Annotated in this window: 24 protein-coding genes and 2 pseudogenes; 12 read left to right on the top strand and 14 right to left on the bottom strand. The window is 38.2% G+C overall.

What is annotated here, in order from left to right:
* The 7 genes from FD25_RS02135 to mobQ form a co-directional block, all read right to left on the bottom strand.
* A partial coding sequence (locus tag FD25_RS02135) for a VirB4 family type IV secretion system protein (protein ID WP_057800946.1) occupies positions 1-1,561 on the bottom strand: 1,561 nt, incomplete at its 3' end.
* An 11-nt stretch (positions 1,562-1,572) separates the two neighbouring features.
* A complete protein-coding gene (gene trsD, locus FD25_RS02140) occupies positions 1,573-2,232 on the bottom strand; it encodes a TrsD/TraD family conjugative transfer protein (protein ID WP_057800947.1) in 660 nt (219 codons plus the stop codon).
* Positions 2,201-2,563 (bottom strand): hypothetical protein, encoded by a 363-nt coding sequence (locus tag FD25_RS02145; RefSeq protein ID WP_057800948.1) that lies wholly within the window; start codon positions 2,561-2,563, stop codon positions 2,201-2,203. The genes trsD and FD25_RS02145 overlap by 32 nt, the downstream gene beginning before the upstream one ends.
* Before the next feature lie 20 nt (positions 2,564-2,583).
* A complete protein-coding gene (locus FD25_RS02150) occupies positions 2,584-2,919 on the bottom strand; it encodes a CagC family type IV secretion system protein (protein WP_024855764.1) in 336 nt (111 codons plus the stop codon).
* A 1-nt stretch (position 2,920) separates the two neighbouring features.
* Positions 2,921-3,535 carry a hypothetical protein gene (locus FD25_RS02155; RefSeq protein WP_057800949.1) on the bottom strand — a complete coding sequence of 205 codons (615 nt, stop codon included), beginning with the start codon at positions 3,533-3,535 and terminating at the stop codon, positions 2,921-2,923.
* Positions 3,536-3,570: 35 nt separating this feature from the next.
* Positions 3,571-3,879: a hypothetical protein gene (locus FD25_RS02160; RefSeq protein WP_057800950.1), complete on the bottom strand. Its 309-nt coding sequence runs from the start codon at positions 3,877-3,879 to the stop codon at positions 3,571-3,573.
* Between the two features lie 80 nt (positions 3,880-3,959).
* On the bottom strand, positions 3,960-6,020 hold the full coding sequence (gene mobQ / locus FD25_RS02165; protein WP_057800974.1) for a MobQ family relaxase: 2,061 nt from the start codon (positions 6,018-6,020) through the stop codon (positions 3,960-3,962).
* Positions 6,021-6,291: 271 nt separating this feature from the next.
* Here mobQ and FD25_RS02170 point away from each other — a divergent pair, with 271 nt between their 5' ends.
* Both FD25_RS02170 and FD25_RS02175 read left to right on the top strand, forming a co-directional pair.
* A complete protein-coding gene (locus FD25_RS02170) occupies positions 6,292-6,504 on the top strand; it encodes a hypothetical protein (protein ID WP_057800951.1) in 213 nt (70 codons plus the stop codon).
* Positions 6,505-6,520: 16 nt separating this feature from the next.
* Positions 6,521-6,799, top strand: coding sequence for a hypothetical protein (locus FD25_RS02175; RefSeq protein WP_057800952.1), 279 nt, complete (start codon positions 6,521-6,523; stop codon positions 6,797-6,799).
* On the opposite strand, the pseudogene FD25_RS02180 reads toward FD25_RS02175, so the two are convergent.
* The 5 genes and pseudogenes from FD25_RS02180 to FD25_RS02200 form a co-directional block, all read right to left on the bottom strand.
* Positions 6,789-7,295, bottom strand: a pseudogene (locus tag FD25_RS02180) (hypothetical protein). The gene FD25_RS02175 and the pseudogene FD25_RS02180 sit on opposite strands and share 11 nt — an antisense overlap.
* Positions 7,285-7,566, bottom strand: coding sequence for a type II toxin-antitoxin system RelB/DinJ family antitoxin (locus FD25_RS02185; RefSeq protein ID WP_006352445.1), 282 nt, complete (start codon positions 7,564-7,566; stop codon positions 7,285-7,287). Before FD25_RS02185 ends, FD25_RS02180 begins: the two are co-directional and overlap by 11 nt.
* Positions 7,567-7,825: 259 nt before the next feature.
* The gene (locus FD25_RS02190) at positions 7,826-8,935 is read right to left on the bottom strand and encodes a replication initiator protein A (protein ID WP_057800953.1); all 1,110 of its coding nucleotides are present in this window, start codon (positions 8,933-8,935) and stop codon (positions 7,826-7,828) included.
* A 604-nt stretch (positions 8,936-9,539) separates the two neighbouring features.
* Positions 9,540-9,788 carry a ribbon-helix-helix domain-containing protein gene (locus FD25_RS02195; RefSeq protein ID WP_002825834.1) on the bottom strand — a complete coding sequence of 83 codons (249 nt, stop codon included), beginning with the start codon at positions 9,786-9,788 and terminating at the stop codon, positions 9,540-9,542.
* A 13-nt stretch (positions 9,789-9,801) separates the two neighbouring features.
* A complete protein-coding gene (locus tag FD25_RS02200) occupies positions 9,802-10,608 on the bottom strand; it encodes a ParA family protein (RefSeq protein WP_057800954.1) in 807 nt (268 codons plus the stop codon).
* A gap of 352 nt (positions 10,609-10,960) precedes the next feature.
* Between FD25_RS02200 and FD25_RS02205 the strand changes: the two genes are divergently transcribed.
* Positions 10,961-11,638, top strand: a complete 678-nt coding sequence (locus FD25_RS02205) for a hypothetical protein (RefSeq protein WP_057800955.1) — start codon at positions 10,961-10,963, stop codon at positions 11,636-11,638.
* Between the two features lie 71 nt (positions 11,639-11,709).
* Positions 11,710-11,949 carry a hypothetical protein gene (locus FD25_RS02210; protein ID WP_057800956.1) on the top strand — a complete coding sequence of 80 codons (240 nt, stop codon included), beginning with the start codon at positions 11,710-11,712 and terminating at the stop codon, positions 11,947-11,949.
* A 267-nt stretch (positions 11,950-12,216) separates the two neighbouring features.
* Here FD25_RS02210 and FD25_RS14275 read toward each other — a convergent pair.
* Positions 12,217-12,344: pseudogene (locus tag FD25_RS14275) on the bottom strand (recombinase family protein); the annotation flags it as partial.
* Positions 12,341-12,922, bottom strand: coding sequence for a recombinase family protein (locus FD25_RS02215; protein ID WP_057800957.1), 582 nt, complete (start codon positions 12,920-12,922; stop codon positions 12,341-12,343). The gene FD25_RS02215 and the pseudogene FD25_RS14275, both read right to left, overlap by 4 nt.
* Before the next feature lie 481 nt (positions 12,923-13,403).
* Between FD25_RS02215 and FD25_RS02220 the strand changes: the two genes are divergently transcribed.
* The 8 genes from FD25_RS02220 to FD25_RS14460 all read left to right on the top strand — a co-directional run bounded on the left by FD25_RS02220 (position 13,404) and on the right by FD25_RS14460 (position 19,462).
* A complete protein-coding gene (locus FD25_RS02220) occupies positions 13,404-13,481 on the top strand; it encodes a putative holin-like toxin (RefSeq protein ID WP_076661461.1) in 78 nt (25 codons plus the stop codon).
* Between the two features lie 230 nt (positions 13,482-13,711).
* A complete protein-coding gene (locus FD25_RS02225; protein WP_057800958.1) occupies positions 13,712-15,013 on the top strand; it encodes a Y-family DNA polymerase in 1,302 nt (433 codons plus the stop codon).
* Positions 15,006-15,326: a hypothetical protein gene (locus FD25_RS02230; protein ID WP_057800959.1), complete on the top strand. Its 321-nt coding sequence runs from the start codon at positions 15,006-15,008 to the stop codon at positions 15,324-15,326. The genes FD25_RS02225 and FD25_RS02230 overlap by 8 nt, the downstream gene beginning before the upstream one ends.
* Positions 15,319-15,705 carry a hypothetical protein gene (locus tag FD25_RS02235; protein ID WP_057800960.1) on the top strand — a complete coding sequence of 129 codons (387 nt, stop codon included), beginning with the start codon at positions 15,319-15,321 and terminating at the stop codon, positions 15,703-15,705. The genes FD25_RS02230 and FD25_RS02235 overlap by 8 nt, the downstream gene beginning before the upstream one ends.
* Before the next feature lie 133 nt (positions 15,706-15,838).
* A complete protein-coding gene (locus FD25_RS13855) occupies positions 15,839-16,285 on the top strand; it encodes a lactococcin 972 family bacteriocin (RefSeq protein ID WP_064775582.1) in 447 nt (148 codons plus the stop codon).
* A gap of 128 nt (positions 16,286-16,413) precedes the next feature.
* Positions 16,414-18,549 (top strand): hypothetical protein, encoded by a 2,136-nt coding sequence (locus FD25_RS02240; protein WP_057800961.1) that lies wholly within the window; start codon positions 16,414-16,416, stop codon positions 18,547-18,549.
* A gap of 1 nt (position 18,550) precedes the next feature.
* Positions 18,551-19,195: an ABC transporter ATP-binding protein gene (locus tag FD25_RS02245; protein ID WP_057800962.1), complete on the top strand. Its 645-nt coding sequence runs from the start codon at positions 18,551-18,553 to the stop codon at positions 19,193-19,195.
* Between the two features lie 204 nt (positions 19,196-19,399).
* Entirely contained in the window at positions 19,400-19,462 is a 63-nt protein-coding gene (locus tag FD25_RS14460; protein ID WP_222843308.1) for a putative holin-like toxin, read from the top strand.
* Positions 19,463-19,617 lie beyond the last annotated feature (155 nt).

A 19,617-nucleotide genomic window follows, 5' to 3' on the forward strand; every position in this document is an offset into this window, starting at 1 on the left:
AAAAGGTGGCGGCAGCTTTGTGCAAGGTTAAAAAGTGAAATTCGTCAACAAACAATTTCTTGCGGCTATGCCGATCTTTCGTGATTTCGTCCCACAAATATTGAAAAGTATTCAGATAGGCTGCTGATTGGACTTCCTGTTCACTTTGCAGCGGTTTTAAATCAAAGGAAATGATCTTGCCCTTTAAGTTAACGTTGGTGTGTCCGTCAAATAGGCTGTTAGAACCATGGGTATAACTGCCTAAGATGTAGTAGAAGTCTTTAACCCGACTGAATTTGTCTTCGTCTTTATCAGCCAGTTTCTCCAATTCGTCATAAACATTGGATAAGGTCGGCCACTGATCGTCTTTAATCTCTTTTAAGCGGCTATATTTCAAAACGCCACTGTTGACGTAAGCTTGTTTAACGACATCATCAAGGATTGCCAATTCAACTTGGGTAATCCCGGTTTTAAGGACTTCAAAGAATCCCTTTAATCGCTGGATTTTATCTTTGACCAGTAAATCAAGGTTTGTGACCGCTTCATCAGCGCTGAGGATTTCTTCGGAAAAAATTTGTAGCGGATTAATTTTGTACTTAGCATTGGAAGTTAAATGCAAGACTGCCCCGCCGAGGGCTTCAACAATCTTGGTATATTCATTTTCCGGATCAATAATGTAGATTTGGTAGTCTTGAATGGCATAGCGTAAGATTTTCTGGATCATATAGGTAGTCTTGCCAACCCCACTGGTACCAATAACCACCATGTTCTGGTTCAACGTTTTGTTGCGATCCAACATATCCACGGCAATTAGGCTGTTGGTGTCTTTGTTAACCCCTTCAATATCGCTTCTAGGCTTTAAGTCCAAAATCTCGGCGTCATCAAAAGGAAACATGCTACTGGCAACTTCGGTATTACTTTCTTTATAGGTGTAATCGCCTAATAGATTTTCGTTGATTGGCATAGTAGACCAAAAAGCTTGAAAGGTGGCCTTAACGGGCACTAGGGGCTTCATTTGTAGTTTAATCAAAGTGTTCTTAACATTGTCGGTTAGATCGTCTAGTTCGGCTAAACTGTTAGCCCGCAGATAAATGAGCATATGTTGGTAAACAAATGTGGTAGAATTATCGAGGTATTTATCTAGTTGCATATTGGCTGAATCAATATAATTTTGCAGAATTTTCTTTTTATACGGGTCGAACGTATTGAGCTTCTGCGCTTCTTTATTTTGAATCGTCTTTTTGTAATAGGTAATCATTGAATTGTTACTGGCGCTGTCGATATATTGCACAATATCGATAACGCCTTTTTTGCGCTTTAATTCTGATAGCCAGTTGCCGTACACTTGCTTAGGATAGTCGGCAATCGCTAACACCCGAATAAAATTCTCACCCGACTGGACATAGGTAGGGTACTGTTCCCAGCTAAACGGGAATAGTGAATGCAAGCTATCGCGATCAATCAGCTTGGTAAAGTCTTCAACCTCCGGTTTGGGCTTACTACCCGTTTGGCCGCTGTTGCCTTGATTACTTTCTTTTTTAGTTGGCATAAATAAATCAATGACCTTATCACCAAAACTCATGCTGTTGCCTCCTATCCATTAAAATTGATCAAGTTCTTTAAAATCTCTTGGACTTCCTGACTAGTCAAAACTTTGGCCGTCACATCAAAGTCCGTTAACGCATTTTCAATATCCCGTTTAACTTGTTCGATCTTTTCGTCTAAATGAGTGACCGCTAGGTTTAAGCTCTTAACACTTTTGTCCTTAATTGGCACCTTAACGATTAGCAGATGTTGCTTCGTCGTCATGTTTTTGGATTCCTGGACTTTAGTAAAGTGGTCCAAATAACTGGCAATTAATTGAATTTTGAACTGTTGCTCGGGGTGATCTTTTTGTAGTGCGAGATACCGCCTTTTGAGACCATTGAGATAAGCCGTCATATTGACAGGTATTGTTGGTTCTAAGAACTGTAATGTGTCATCAACGCCTTCACCCAACGTACTCATCAGAAACGCGCCATAGTCCTCAAAAACGTCTTGCTGCTCCGTGTCATTTAACAGATCAAGGTTGATCCCACTAACTTCCAAAATGCCAACGAGATTACCCGTTTTGGTAACTTCGTAGTTACCATACATACCCACCACCAAGCTCATGTCATCAATGGTTTCTTTGCCACCATTGATTTTAGGCGGTTGGTAATCCCAATCGAGCTTCGCTGATTTATTGGTGGTTTTGCTCTTCTTCAAACGCATTTAGTTCACCTCGCTTCTTCGGTTGTAAATAAAACAGTTTCTGACCATTGGCATAGCGGCGTTTCAACTTAAAGTTATCCCGCACTTTAATATTCTTCCGCGCCGCAACTGGCCTAATTGTTAAAATAGCCATGACAATCGTCATGGCTAAGACAACAATCACTATTTTTATCAGGACTAAAATCAGCCCATAGGGTGGGATCGCAATAAAAATTAAGCCCACTAGTCCTGCCAGTCCCGCTACGCCAAAATCATTTAAGGTGTAGTCTTTCCAGATCCCGTAATCTTTATCCACGTTCTCCGGGAAGATAAATTCTTTTCCTTTCTTCATTTGGCAGGCTCCTTTTTAAATTAAGTAAATAGACTGTAAACCCAAGGTAATAGCCAGATAATTGCAGCTGCTAGGGCAACTAACCCGGCAACACGTCCAACCGCGTGATAAACCTCTGATTTCTCTCGCGGATCGTCTGCGTCAGGCATTCTTTTGATAATAATAAATAGTGCGACACAAATCCCAACTAACACGACCAAGCCGGTTAGAATCCCTTGAATCGTCTTACCAGCGCTGGTCAGCTTGCTTTTAACTTCGCCACCGTCCGCCGCCAAAACAACCTGGGCGTTCATCAAGCCCAAATAGATTGCAGTAGCTCCAGTAGTTGCTAACGCTTTTACTTTGCTGAACTTCATGTTATTCCTCCTTCCTATCGTCTTCTGATGTTCGTAATTGAATTTGTTCTGCCTGCGTTTCTTCTGGCTCACGTTGATAGAACTTGTTCAATTGTTCCTCGGCAATTTGCTGGCTTGGTAATGGATCGGTGGCTAATTTGACGCGGCCGTTTTCACTCGTGACTAAGTAATACTCTTTTTCTGACTGACCTAATTCTTGGGTCTCTAAGACATGCAAATTATGTTCGTAACGGCCTAAGGCGTTATCAACTTCTAAGCCATAAAAGCCTAAGAAGCCTTCCAAGAAACTCTCACCAAAAAAGGTCATTTCATTTTTGATCTGCTTATATTGATGGGTGGGTTTTTCACTCACCAGTTGCTCGACTTTTTTAGCATTGTGGCTATCTTGATGACGATTAAACCAACCACTAAGTTTTAATGGCGGAGTTTTTAGCTGACGTTTAACCGTCTTCTTAATCATTGCTCGGCGAACTTCATCGATTGTCTGACCGTCTTGAGCTAAAATCGCTTGTAATTGCTTCTGATCCGCTAATTCTTGGTCATCATCAACCACAATGGCTTTTTGATCATCATGAACTAACTTACCTTTAATGCCTTGCCAGCTTTCAACTTTCATTGCCTCACCTCCTCAAAAAAAGCGCGTTAGGGTCGCTAAACAACTAGCTTTCCCCTAACCCGCCCGGTAAAATGGATTGTTGGGAGGGTGACACCTAGAATCGTAACTTCTAAGTGCTGATCCCCGTTAGCACCTTTACTGCTTACGAGGACGCCCTCTTTTTTTATGTGATTTTTAATCCACTCTATCCCTTCATCAGATATTAATTTATTGGTACCTGAACCAAGCAAAAATTGATCAGGAAACTCTGGATGTCTTTTTATCCAGTTGCTGACATAATTTCGGCCGCGCCCCAGCTTTTGATTAGCTTGCGTTAGGCTGTACCATTCCTGATTTCCTGTCACATGTAAGTTCTCCTTTCTTAATTTAGTCACAGCTTAACACTAAAAAGATGTAATTTACACCATTTTATTTTACATTTTTATTACAAGTGCATACCGCCATCTTCATGCCGGTTTCTCGTTTGATGTTGCCGCTGTTTCTTGGTCATTTCCCATTCCGTCTCTTTTAGCCCTCTCAACTGTTGTTTTCTTAGATAATCTGAGCTTTTGGCATATAAGATGGTTATTAAGGCTTCGTCCAAAATATTAGTTAGGTAATTTTTAGGACTGGTCTGGTGGTAATTAATGGCCTGATAGTGTTTAACTTGCTCTTGCTTATATTGGTCAAGCCGGGTTGTCTGATGTTTCAAGCGGGTTTGCACAGCTTCAATTTGTTTGTGATTCACCTTAGGATCTTGCCCACATTCACCGAGAAATAGTTGGCGGGTACCATCGTGTTTTAAGACCCGTTGTAAGCGATGATCTTTGACGTCCTGCAATTCGATTTTACCTAATAAGTAATTTAAACCCGTCTGGTGTTGCTGATTCGTAAAGACCACGGGTGGCTGGTGTTGTAATTGTCTAAGGTCGTCTACACTCAATGGCTTTAATTCTGGATCATAATAAACCACGGCGGTATAGATTTGTTCCTTGTCAATCGTATCTAGCTTATCTAAGTCACTGTCCGGAAAAGCCGTCATTAAAATACTGTTGTATTGGGTCTGAACCACACTTTTAACTTCCCTAATGACCCGTAAATCTTTAACCGCTTTAGAAATGAATTCAAGCTCATTAGGTTGATAAGCGGCTAGCATGCCCCGATCAGTATGCTTCAAATCGGCTAACTGGTGTCCATGTTTGGCTAGTACCGCGGTTAATTGCTTCTCAATCGTCTGGGCTTGTTGATTAACTAACTGCCAGCTGGTATATGGTCGCTTGGTAAAGGTCAACAATTGTTGGTTCAATAGATCACTTCTAATGTCTGCTAACCGTTCTGCTAACTCACCGTCTTTAAAAATAGTTTGTTCGCTATTAGTTTCTTTGATTAATTCACGCCTTTGTGCTGGTGTGGTCTGCTCAAAATCAACTGTTGGATAGAGTTTTTTAGTTGCTCGATCAACCACTTTATCTAGCAATTGGTTCGCTTGTGCTAACGACATACTCTGCTGATCAATCGTGAGTAATTGTTTTGTCACATCTTCGCCAATCGCGTGTTTAATTAAGAGGCTATTTTTCCAATTGAATAGCATACGTTCTTTATCATCTAGGTGTTCCAAGTCTACATAGGTTTTTAGTTGCTGACTTAGATCACGAATTGTGTGTTTTTCGGAGAAAGAAAGCTCATCGGTCAAGGCGTCAAAATGTTCATGATTTCTAATCTTTTGATCAAGATTATGATACTTAGCTTGCGCCTTTCTTTGTTCTTCAACTTGCTGGTTAAATGCTTTTCGCTCGTGTCGTTTGCTATTGATTCCTTCGTGCTGGGTTGGTGTATCATCTCTTCCCTGCTCAATAAATGATTTTTCACTAATTCGATCGGGGATATTTTTTTGCTCTAAAACTTGATTAACACTGACCGCCCAGTTGTGACGCCATTGATTGATTTTTTCTTTTTTATCCCAATCAACTAGCCAAATTTTCCTTTGTTTTGGAAACCCACTTTTGGTTAAAAGTTGTTTGCCGTTTGCATCTTTAATGTACTGCGTTTTTGCTTTAAGTCCCCAAGAACCATCTGGGTTAAAAGGACGGTTCGTTAACATGACATGGGCGTGCGGATTATCTGGGTGATCTCGATGAATTGCGACATCAGCCACCATACCTTGGTCCACAAAATTTTCTTGCACGTATTTAGACAATAATGCTTTTTGTTCAACTTCACTTAATTCAACCGGTAAGGCGACGTTAAACTCTTTAGCATATCGCGAATTAGATTTGCGGTCTTTCTTTTCAACCTCATTCCATAATTTCTGCCTGTCATTTGCCCAATCTGGCGCATTTTTTGGGATCAATATAAAGCTTTCTGGCATAACAGAACGGGCATAAAAATAACTTCTGCCTTCTTTATCATCAAATAGTTTTTCACCACTACGATATGCGGCACTGGCAATCGCACTTCGTCCTTTACCAGCACTAATATTAGAAAAACTTATGTGGAAGATTGCCATGTCGATCACCATCTTTCTTTGGGTTTTGGGGTTTGATTTTGTTGTCGCCATCGGCGACTTCTAATACAGGTTTTAATGGGTTTAGCACAACATAGAATTTATTCTATGTGTAAGTGCGCATTGACCTCGTTTCACTCGGTCTGCTGATTCCTTTAAATTTACTTTTAGTGTACACCTGACGCTTCACTTTTTCAACGTTTATATTGACTTATATTTATTCAAGTGTTATTATCCTTATTAATTATATATAAGTTTGACAGGAGGAATTAAGATGACCCAATCAGCATTGGAAAAACAAGAAGCTAAATTAAAACAGCTTAATCAAAGGATCAAAGCTGAAAAAAGTAAGATTGAACAAAATCTTGGCAAACAAATTATTAAAACATCAAATTTAGATTACACCAGTTTATCTAATCAAAAGATTAAAGACCTCGCGCAAAAAATAGCAACGGTTTTAAACCATGAACCAAATAATCAATTGTAACTAAGTGGTGATAATGATGGCTAATCAATATGAAAAATTGGTTGCACAAAAAGCTCGCCTAAAAGAAAAAATGGAGCGAGAAGATTTTAAATTACGGCAATCTAAATACTACGAAAATCGGCAAGCCCGCAAAGCTCGTTCTCGCCGATTAATTCAAAAAGGGGCTTTGCTCGAAAAATACTTTCAAGCTGATAATTTATCAGTAGAACAAACCGAAGAACTTTTAAAAATATTTGCCGACTATGTTAATGCGCATAAACCGGATAAATTAAAAAACGATCAACCTAATAACTAGGCCGATCGTTTTTATTTTCAGGATTGTTTTTTGGCTTAATTTCTGGATTGTGTTTAGCAAAGTCTTTTAACTGTTTTTGAATTCTTTGTGTAAGCTCTGCTTTACTTTCTTTGTGCTTCCTTTTACTTGATCGCTGTTAAATTATCTTTTGACCCTTACCTCTTCTTTTTGATTTTAGGTCAAGCGTAAAATCTGAAATTTTATTTTGATCTAGCTTACTTAAATGACCGATTTCTTTAAAGTTTAAACCGGCTTTGGGAAAGCAATAAATATTACCAAGATCGACCCAGGAAGGTTTCTTCAACCCAGCGGATTGCCAATCTTGAATCGGATAATATTGTTGCTTGATATAAGCCGACTTCTTTTCATACTGACTAGTAGTTTTAAAAGCCTCGCCCGTCTGTTCTGATACCCGACGAATTAAAACTGGCCGAGACTTGCCACCGTTAGTTTCTACAAAACTAACGTATAGGCTGACTAAGTCATTAGTCCTCATCTGGATCGTTGAGCCAATCAGCGACCTCTTTAGCGTCTTTGAACTCGGTGGCTGGTGTCCCTTCGGTCGCCTTTAAAAAGCGTAAATTAGCTCTTTCTTCTTCGCTTAAAGATGCATTAAAAGGTAAAGCACCATTAGCAACAATCCGCTTGTAAAACATGTTAATGGCCGTGGTTGGATTTAAGCCCAATTCGCTTAAAACTGCTTCGGTATCATCGGCCAAATCTTTATCAATCTTGACTTGGACCCGTTTCTTTTCCTTAACTGCCATGATTGTCTCATCTCCTTTCTTTTACTACTACCATTATACTACCTTTTGAGTACCTTATCAATAGATAAAGCCCTGGCCTCAAATCACTTGAGCTTGGCGTTGATCTAAAGGCTGAACTTTTGAGCTGGTTAGCCTGGTTAGCTCTGACACTCATTTAAAAGCCCCTATTCGTCTGTTTAAGCCATTTAAATCTAACTTAAACATAAAAGGGTTAGTAAGCCTTAAAACCGCTTAGAAAGAATTTTGTGGCCTTTTAGGACTAGTAGTACAACCCACTGTTGTCGTTGTTGGCCGGCTGTTCTTCTTCGGGGTGTTTAGCAGCATATTCTCTAGCCGCTTGTTTATTCCACCAAACGCCAAATAGGTTTTGCATGGTGCCGTACAAATAGTTTTCAACGTTCTTGATGTGCTTCTCATTGCTTCTCAGGGCGTTAAAGTAACGTCTCAAGGCTTTAGTCATTAAAAATTTAAGTTCTTCGTCGTCAAGCGGGATTATGACGCCAATATCTTGATGATCCTTTTCAACTCGGTACTTAGCATTTAAAATAATGCCAATGAAGCGCCGCATTTGTTGCGGGGTACGGCACCAAAAACTAAGTAGTTGCACAGCTTCGGGTTCTAAGAAAACCGGTAAGCCACTGTCTTCATCAGTTAAGAAGTCATTAGCATGATTTATGAGATCCTGGTTTTGTTTTTGAATTTCTGCTGGTGAGAAATGGGCTGTGGAAAAGTCCAACTTTTGAGTATCTATATTGTATCTATTAGTATCTAAATTATTAGTATAGTCTAGATCTTGTCTCTTTTTGAGAAGTCCGCTTGTACCAAGGGATTCAGACGTATCAGAAACGGTATCATGCGGGTTTCTCTTTTTGAGAAGTCCGCTTGTACCAAGGGGTTCAACGGTATCATACGGGTCTCTCTTTTTGAGAAGTCCGCTTGTACCAAGGGATTCAGGCGATTTTATTGGCTCTCGCTTAATATAAACGTCTTTTGCTGTTACTTCCAAATCTGCCAAATATAATCTATTTGGTTCGTTTTTGCCTGATCTTGGATTAAAACCCATATGTTTTTGATACAAAAGGTTTGCGTCCATTAATTCGTGTTTAATCTTATTGATTTTATTATTTGACCAGTTTCGTAAATCTTTTAGTTCATTGTTTGTGTATATGAAATATACGTTGTTATTTTCGTCAACCCAATTATTGCTTAGTGAGTAACTTAGACGATCGCGTAACACCGAATAAAGTAAAATGGCACTATCGCTAAGATCCTTATATTTTTCTCCTTGGAGTAAGATCTGCGGCAAAGCGTAGAACTTTACTTCATAGGCTCTTTTAGCATTTGTAAAGTTAAAGTTTGATTGATCCATAATAAAAGCTCCCTTTCTTAACTGACACACGCCGTCTTAAAAGAGAGTTGCTAAAACACCTGACTTGTTTTAAAATACAAATCTGATATGCTTTAACTGAATTACAAAGCGAACATTGGACGTGATCGGCTTTGTAATTTCACCGGCATGTGCCTATTCTGGGTTGCCTATACGGCAACTTTTTTTTAATTTCTAACAACAAAAATGGACTAAATAGCATTGGTTAGCTACTTAGTCCATTGGATTTAATTTGTTTTTAACTATCCTTCACTTGTCCCATAGGACTGGTTTGCGGTATAATTAACCTACAAATTAAGAACAATGTTCAGACGATTTTAACTTGGCGGTCTAAATTGTCTGAATCTAAGTAGCTCTCTATTAGCTACTTGCTAAACCTAAAATCCCCGATTCCTCGTGAATCGGGGATTTTTCTGTTTAGCTTGATCTCTTTATTTGGTTGTTAAATTAATCTTAGTCTAGCATAGCGCTTACTTACAGGCAACCGTATTTGGTTCAGTGCACTTTACTAGCTTTTACCTAAGCGCAAATTAATCAAGAAAATAAATTGTGTATTTACTTGTTTGATTAATTATTTATTTAATTGCTAAATTGCATCTATGATTGAAGCTAAGAATTCTGAACGATTTTTAAATCCGTTTTTTCGGGCAGCCGTATCCATTTTTTTAAGTTGACTTTCAGTAATTGAGAAGGTCACTGATCGCTTACGCTCTACTTCCTTTCGGCTGATATTTTTCAAAAATGCGACTGCATCTTTCTTGTTGTCTTTCAATGTAGTTTCGTAACTTTCTCTCATTTCTTCGTCTTTTTTATGATTGAATGAATCTAAACTCATAATCTAACTCTCCTTACTTGGTTTTATTTGCTAATTCTTGAAAAAGATGATCGGCGTGTTCTATGAACTTTTGATTTTGCTTTAAAATGGATTCATCATGATTGGCTAATTCAAATATTGAAGCGTGCCTTGCAGTAGCTTTATTAAAGAGCTCTCTTTCAGGAATTATAGTTGCGACTGTTTCATCGCCTTCTATGTGTTTTAGCAAATCGCGAGACATGCTTGTATTATGTCTAATCATATTACCGATAAAGAAAAGCTTTGCGTCAACGTAAGTTTCGCCAGTTCGATAATCAAAAAGTGATTTTCTGAATTTTTCGAGTCGTGTTTCTAGGTCAAACTTGGCATTGTAGCCATGTTCACTGGGTGTAATGGGACTAAGCAGGTAATTACTGATAGCAATAGCGTTTTTAGTGATGGTGCTAAAATCTGGGTGCGTATCAATTAAGATATAGTCATAGTCGGTTAAGCTTAATGAATCGGAGTTGTTTTTAAACCACATGAACAACATCATTTCTTTGTTACTGTTATTTTCTAGATAACTTCCTAAAACATCTAGGTCTATAAAACCGGCTATTAAATTGAGATTCGGTCCGACACTGTCAATTTTTACTTTTTGAACATTGTCATTTTCTTTAAACGCTTCAGCGATGGTATTGTTTCGTCGTGTCTTTTCAAAAACGGTTGTTAAATTGCACTGATGGTCTAAATCGATTAATAGAACCTTCTTACCATGTTTGGCTAACCAATCACCATAATTTAAAGTCAAGGTTGTTTTACCAACACCACCCTTGATAGCAGTAAAAGTAATAATCTTCATCTTGATACCTCCTTCATCTAGCTTAATTATATCATTATTATACAAATAAATAAACAATTTATTAAATAATTAACGTAACGGCTTTGGCCGGCTTAATCACGTACTTCGGCAATATCAACATCACTCATTCCCGGCTGATAAGGCTTAAACTAGTCTGATATGCTTAACACTTCTTTACTGTGTATTGCTTTAAGTGTAAACCGTCAGGCTTTTTTACTGTCTAAATTTAACTAGCACCACGCGTATGAGTATTATAATTGAAAATACTAAAAATAAGACTTATGGTTTGCTTGTAAATATTTTTATATAATTCGTAGACTAAGATTTTGCTACTTTAGGAGGTCGATGAACAATGAAAAACAGAAAATTAGGGTTAGTTCTATTGGCAAGTACAATTTTAACTGCCACATATATACCAACAAGCAGGGCTTCTGCAGATACTACCCAGTTAAAACAAACTAATGTCGTAAAGAATGCTGGTCAAACAACTGAAACAGCAAAATTATCAAATTCAGAAAACAATCAATTGACTGAGGATCAAATTAATCAAATTGATTCATATGTAAAAGTTGTTAATAATCAATACGTACTACAGCTTCCTGAAAATAATAATGTTTCTCAAAGCGTGGTTACAGAAATAGAAGATGAGCTTTCACAAGTTAATGCTAACATTAAAAGTAACGGCTATACTATCAACACTAATGATAAGACATATGGAGCCTCAACAAGTGCGAAATTCGGTGTAGTATTGGCTAAGTCTTCATCAAATCCAACCATTAAACATTTTTGGTGGGGGATTAGGGTGTATATGCGAAATAAGACAGCAGTAAATAAAGAGATAGCAGAATTCAAAAATGGTCAAGCTATTGCTGAATTTGGATCACTTGTATCTCCACCAGTCGGAGTTACCCTTTCTGTCTATTTTAGCAATATAGCAGATCACCTGACTAATATGAGAGATGCTCACCCGCATAGTAAACTTTATATGGACATTAATCGTTTTGGCGTTTATAAAATCAAAACGTATTAATTTTAGAGAGCCTGTCTAAAATATGTTCCATAGTGCTAATACAAATAAGCAACGTCTAGGAGGAATATAAATTGTCATTAACTGAATTGGGAAGCTTTGTACTGCTTATCTCATTGGTCTACTGGTGGTTTTTAATGTGGCATTCATTTAAACTAACCAGGAAAACGTTAGTAATTTTAAATACCGTTGGCACTGCCTTAATGACCATTTTGACGTGGCACATCACCTATGGAATGTTACTGATTCCGATTTTAATTATTTACGCTGTATCGACTTTTATCATCTTTAAATTACCACTGGCAGCCAAATAGTATGAGAAAAAGCTTTTGGCTTCGCACAACCCTAGTTGTAATTCTTTTAATCATACTGTGGGCAAGTAATCACTACGATTTTCCATATCATGAATTAGTTGGTTATATTTTGGTTGTTATTGGCGTATTAGTTGGGATCTTAGGCGATTATGTTGATAGGAGTAGTAGGGAAAAATAAGCGGGTATTACAAATGTAATACCCGCCTTTATTAGCTATTTTGTTTGATCTGTATTTTTACAATATCTATTAAAAGTAATCCGTTTAATCTAGGTATTCCGGGAAATGTCGATGTCACTCATACCGACTTGATAAAATTTAAACGCATGCAATAAACGCGGGTCATTTTTTCATATTGTGGCCTGCGACCATGATGTTTGTTTTACTGCTTTGCTAGGAAAGTTTTTGGTTGTTTGCATTCAGTAAGCCCTTAAAGCGCCTTTGTTGAGTACGTTCACTAATACCTGTTTTTCTAGCAATCATTTTGTACGTCATGCCTTGTTGACGTAGGTGATAGGCTAGTCGCATTTGTTCATCAGTGTAGGTCTGTGGCCGACCCTCTCTAAAGTGTGGGTCGTTTCGTTTAGCATATGCTTTGCCTTCTTGTGTTCGGGTAACGATCATATCACGTTCAAACTGGGCAAAGGCCGAAAAGATAGTAAAGATCAATTGGCCAGTAGGGGTATTATCAATCAAGCCCATATTGAGAATATTAACTTTAATCTCACGATTAAATAGGTCTTGGATTAAATCAAGGGCTTCTCTGGTATTCCTAGCAAAACGGTCTAACTTGGTTACAATCAAGGTATCGTCTGGGTTAAGTTTTTGCAATAATTTGGTAAATTCTGGTCGCTCTGTAGTAGCTCCGGTAAATTTCTCTTGATATATTTTATCTGCCCCGGCTATTTTTAATGCCTCAAGTTGATTTTCTAGTTTTTGATCGGTGGTACTTACACGCGCATAACCGTATTTCATTTAATGTCTCCAATCTGATTTGAATGGTTAACTGGGAACTTTTCGTACTAAAAATGTAACGCATTTGTGACAGTAAGTTATGACGCACACTAGTGCCTTCAATTATAAGGCCAAAAAAACAGCGACACAACTGTTAAGTTGTGTCGCTTTCATTCTCCTATTATTTTCTGTTACAGGATCTAATTTGGAAAATCCTAATGGACATCTATAAATCTAGTTACATCACGAAATAAAAAAACAACCACTGGAGTATACCCTAATGGTCGTTTTTTTCTTCAAAGGATTTGTTCTATAAGCGCTATTTTTGTCTTTTACTAAACTTGGTAGCCCCTTAATTTTACTGTATAATTATAGCTTGTAGAGAAGTTAAGGCGGTGGCTATTTCCGATCGGAGGTGGTGCTTATGGTGTTAAACCCTTAAAGCCCATAAATCCTAACGAAAGGAGTAGCCTAAGTGTCCGTTGCGGACGCTTTACAATTAATGCTGGCTTTCGGTACCTTTATCGTAGCCTTGATCGCATTAATTGTTGAGCTGATTAAAAGTCAGCAAAAAAAATAACCGCCTTAGCTCTGGCAAGCTAGCGGTTATTTAAACTGTATAAATTTGTCACCGTCTTAAACGGCTCTACATGGAAGTCCTGTTATCAGCGGGGCTTCTTTTTTCTGTCTATATTATAGCATGACTATGACTGACTTTCGACAATTTTAATCAGCTTTCTCGCAGCTTAAGGGAACACACGTTTGCTTTATGTGCTAAAATACAGGTAAAAGCTAACGGAAGTGATCTAAATGTTTTTTGATAATGAACCGCATGGCGTATTCTTCTTAATCGATAACAAAAGCTTCTATGCCAGTTGCGAAGCCGTTGCCCGGGGGCTCAATCCCTTAAAAGTCCCATTAGTTGTCCTTAGTGAGGCTAAAAACACTAATGGTGGCCTAATTTTGGCTACTTCACCTGAAGCCAAGCAATTATTTCATATCAAAGCTAATGTCTCACGTAAACGTGATTTACCTAATGATCCGCGTCTGTGGGTTGTCCCACCACGCATGAATCTCTATATCGAACGTAACTTGCAAATTAACCAAATCTTCCACCAGTTTACGACTGAAAAAGAAGTTTGGCCGTATTCAATTGACGAAAGTATTTTGGATATGACCCATTCATGGCGGCTTTTTGGGCAGTCTGTCCGTGAAGTAGCAAGGTTGATTCAAACTACGGTGCGGCAAAAATTAGGCTTATACACCACTGTTGGCATTGGTGATAATCCGACCCAAGCTAAGCTTGCCCTTGATGTGTATGCTAAGCATACCGCTGACTTTATTGGTGAAATTCATTATGAGACTGTCCCTCAAAAAATCTGGACGATCAATGACTTAACTGCTGTCTGGGGGATCGGTGAACGGACAGCTAAACGGCTAAACCGCCTAGCTATTCACAACATGTACGAGTTAGCCCATGCCAACCCTTATTTGTTGAAACAAGCCATGGGGATTATTGGCACCCAATTGTTCGCCACGGCCTGGGGAATTGATCGCGCGCAAGTTACGGAACCCGCTAAAGTCAAATCAGCAAGTCTAGGCAATTCCCAAGTGTTGCCACGGGACTATCTTAACCAAGCAGAAATTGAAACGGTCATTAAAGAAATTGGTGAACAAGTGGCTGCTCGGCTACGACACCACCATAAACTAGCGGGGTGTCTGTCGCTAAGCATTGGTTTTTCTTACGCTGCGGCCGCAGCCGATGGCCGCGGTGGCTTTCATCAGGCTTTAAAAATTGAGCCAACCAATGATAACCAAGTTTTAACGCGACAACTATTATGGTTGTTCCGCAAAAACTGGGACGGTCAAGCTGTCCGAAATATTGGGGTTTATAGTAGCAAATTAAGTGCCAACACCGGCCAACAGCTTAGCTTATTTGAGCCGGCAACTACCCAGATTAAGGCTAGTCGGTTAAACCAAGTGATTGATGAAATTCATCGCCGCTTTGGCTTCACGAAGTTAGTTTATGCCACCAGCTTGTTAAGGGGCGGTACAGCTATTGAACGCGCTTCACTCGTCGGTGGTCATAATGGGGGCAATAGCTATGAATAACGATGTAGAAATTATTATGGGACGCTTAACCTTGCTGTTTAAGCGCCAGTCACGCACCCGTTACTGGTTGATGATCGCTAACGATCCTTACGATCAGACCTACAATGTATTTTTTAACAGTCAACGGGCTAACGAGCGTTTGCAATCCGTTCCTTTACATAAATTAGCACACTATGATTTAGCTGATTTGGAGACGCTACTAAAAGCTTTGCGACAAAAGATTAAACTAACGATCGAATTTGTTGGCTTTATTGGTGAACGCTGGCCTAAAAGTCAAAAGTTAATTCAACGAAAGCGGGTGCCCCTTGAATAACCAAGACTTTGACTTAGATACGGTTAAGCACTTCTTTGAACATGATTATCACGACCGAGGCATGATGAAATGGCAGGGGTTTTATTTGTCCGATCATACCGCCGCGCTAAATCAACAAAACCAGCAGTTGAATGCAGTTTACGTCCCACGACCGCAGCAATCCTTAGCGGAACTGACACAAGTGTTGGCCGACGCATATCAAAGTCAACAACTGGTAACGATTCAGCTAAAAACGGTTGATCAAAATAACCACCATTTGCCGGATATAACGACTTTGATTCATGGCTACAATGCTAATGATATTGTGATTGATTCTGATTGTTTCGTCCCGCTACAAGAAATTCGCAATGTGGCATTCAAAAACGAAAAGTTAATATAACGAATAAACATTGTTTTAAGCGGTATTAGTTAAATATAAAATTACACATTTGATTATGTGCAATCATTTATTTGTGCTACACTGGAAGCGATTAAAGCGCTTTCTATTGATTAAAAGAAAGAAGGATATTATAATGTCACGAAAAATCACAACTCTTCTTTTAAGCAGTTTGTTAGGATTGGCTTTAATTCCAGCAACAGGAGTTTCCGCAAATGTTGGCAATGATGATAGTTCTTCCACAGGTGGTGGTTACGTAGAGCTTTCAACTACCGATACAACAGCGCCAACACCTGTAATTTCACTAAATAGTAATGATACTTTAGCTGTTTCTAAAGCTGCAGTTAAGGGTAAGGGCTTGGCACCATATAAATGGCACCACATTGATGGTGGTGATTGGCTGTTTGGGGTTTATGGTACAAAAGTACAATCAACTTATAAACACGCTAAACGTAACCATACGGCAACGGCCCATAATGGTAACGGCGTAGGGCCACGTGTTAAGGCACGTGCTGGAAATACAGCATTTTCACAAGTTAATGCAACGTTAACGGGAAATAAGGCATTTTACGGCTTTTACTAATACAGATAAAAAGTAATTGCGTAGCGCTTTACTCCCTGATGCTCTCATATTCCGTGGGAGCATTTAGTTTTTTCATAACATATAATTAAGAGAGTCTTATAAGGTTTTTGGTGGGGAAGGAGGAAATCATGAAAAAAATATTGTCATTTAGCATGATAATATTCTTAGTACTTTCTGGGATACTTATCATTAATACTTCAATAAATAGTTATTTCAATAAACTGCTGTATAGCCAAGAAAAAGAAGTCTCGCTGCAATTAAAAAATAATGCTGATTATGAAAAATTGACACGTCAACTCCAAAAAGTGGCTACTGGCAATACCAGTGTCTCACAATATTTTTTCACTGGTGAAAAAGGGTTAATAATCTATAGTGCTAATTCTAAGCTTCCGGTAACAGGTGATAAGTCTCCTGATAATGAGGCTACCAATTACAGCAGAAATGGAGAAAGATTACTTCTTCCCAATACTCAGTATCGAGTTAAATTGTATCCTTTTTATAAAATTAAGAACTTAGGCCTAAACAGTGTCTTTTATGTTCGAGGTAATATCAATAAAGTAACTCAAGTGATGCACAATTTCGGTAAAGTTAAGGTTAAAGCCAACATCAGCGAAGCTTCCCCTGAGATTAATAATACATTTAATTATGCTACGTTAGCGCTTTTATCGGGCTTTGTTTCACTGATTTCACTGATGTTTGTCATTATAAAAGAGCGGCAAGCGGTTATGCTAAGAAAACTTTTTGGTCATCGACTGAGTAGCAATGTCATTGAATCTATTAAAAGTGTTTCTTCTAGTATGGTTTTGGCTGTAACGAGCAGTGCTGCACTATTAATAATATATTCTGCTTACCAAAATTGTCTGATTTATTATAAGACGTTTATTTTGCAGTTAGTACTCTTATATATTGGTTATCTATTTTTGATGATTTTTATTTATAGTTTAGTTGCAATTTTACAAGCTAAATTTAAGGCCGCTTCATTTAATTGGTCAGGGGCGTCACTAATCGCTATGTCAGTTAGTGTCATAGCGTTCATAGCCTGTGTCTTATTTATTAGTATCAAAATCCCGGAAATTCATCAAGAACTTTTGCAATATCAAAAACAGACTAAGAATCTTAGTACGTGGTCATCTACAAGGAACATCTATCAGACTAATGTAACTAACCAACTTGATCGAACGGATAATCAAACTGAGGTGGCTTATGATTTAAGTGCAAAAAAGCTTTGGCATCAGTTAAATAAACGGAACAAAACATTTTTAGTTTTTTCAAACAATCTTTTGGGAGCCTACAATTCAAATAATCAATTAGTCCCCTGGTACACGATTGACCCGGATAATAGCTCTGCATCGGACTACATAGTTAGGCCATCAGGTAGGTCGATTACCGCCGATACTAATTATTTAAAGTTGTCTAAAACTAAACTGGTAAATGGTACCCAAGCGTCAAGATTAAAGCCCACGCTTTTTAAGAAAATTTTGGTAGTTCCTGAAAAATATAGACCTTACGAGTCAAAGATCCGGTCCAATTATTTATCGGAATTTTTATTCCAGTTAAATTCAGATTTTAAAGAGTGGAAACGAATGGAACATACGCCAAAATTCACTCGGAAGAATCTTAAAATAGAAATAGTTTATGCTAAAAATGGGCAAGAATATTTCACATACAATCCTAACTCCGGAGACAATTTAGAAACGAATATGGTTAAGGATCCGATTATAACCGTTTTTGATGATTATCAAAATAGTCTCAGTTATGGCAACTTATTTGCACTAAACGGAGGACTTTTCTTTTTCAATAAACATGTTGGTGAAGTTTATGAGAGAATTAAACCCGCATTGAAGAAAAGCGGCATGGGTAACACAATAAACTATGTAACATCTATTTATGCACAAAAAGCCAAGTTAATCCAGCAGACTAAAAATGCTACTAACACTGCGCTAACTCAAATAGTTGTGCTTGGTATCATAACTTTCGTTTCCCTAGCTGTATTGATAAATCAATATTATTTATTACGAGAAAAAGAAATTATTATCAAACAATTTATGGGATTCCCACTTTACATGATTATGCTTACCCCCATTAGCTTTATTAGTGCCGTTTTCATAGTTTCTAACCTTATAGCTATCTATACGTCACAATCAGTAGATTGGTTAGGCTTAGCAGAATCGTCGTTAATATATTTAGGAACAATTCTAATGTCATTCACCATTGTTTTGTATGATGTAAGAAAACGGAACCGAACCATAGGGAGGGATTCATAAAATGATTCTTTTAAAGGAAGTATCAAAAGCATATGACAAGGTTCCTATATTACAAAATATCAACCTAGAAATACCGAAAGGATCCTTCTGCAGCATTTCTGGTAAAAGTGGAGCCGGAAAATCAACGCTTTTAAAAATAATTGCTGGAATCGAATCCCCTACCTCTGGTCAAATTACTTTAGATGGTACAGATTTAAAAAAGATTAACTATCCAAATCTGTGGGGAAAACGGTTTTCGTTTGTATTTCAAAATTATTTTTTGTTAGATGATAAAACCGTTAAGAAAAACTTAAAACTAGCTCAAAGAAAGATCAGTGAAGATGCGATGCTCACAGCATTGTCTCGTGTCGGATTGCAATCAGAATTATTAACTCAACCAGTGTATAAATTAAGTGGTGGTGAAAAACAACGGGTAGGCATTGCACGAGCCACAATTAAGCCTTTCGATGTGCTTATTGCAGATGAACCAACAGGTAACCTTGATCATCAAAATGCTCAAGCTATAATCAAAATTTTTCAAGAACTACAAGCATTAGGTAAAACTATTATAGTTGTCTCACATGATGATGATTTTCAGAAGGTGGCAGATCAAAAGTTGTGTCTGTGGGATTCTAAATTAGTATCTGTACATGAAAGCCAGGTATAGTAATCACACCCTAAAATCGGCGGCTAGCCCAGCTTAATGTTCAATAGAACTTGGTTACCCGCTGATTTTCTCGTATAATAGATCAAGCAAGAAGTTTTAAGGGCGGTGGCTGTCTTTTCCCTTACGAGGTGAGGCCCATGGGAACATGGAATAATCTTCAGGAAGGTTTCACAGTCAATGAGCGTCTTCCAGACACTCTCGTTGATGTTGCTGTTTGGCACGTTTTTAATCGCGCTACTCAGCTATATCGACAAGCATCACAAATAAAAAAGCCGCCCCGATCATAACTTTGGCGAGTTACGGGACGACAGTATCGTTTAGTTAACTAATGCCACCGCCTTTGAAGCGGCTTGCACGGGAAGTCCTGTTTTCGGCGGGGCTTCCTTTTTCTATTACATTATAGCATGTCCTTTAAAAACTGG

The organism is Levilactobacillus acidifarinae DSM 19394 = JCM 15949 (assembly GCF_001434835.1).
GTDB lineage: Bacteria > Bacillota > Bacilli > Lactobacillales > Lactobacillaceae > Levilactobacillus > Levilactobacillus acidifarinae.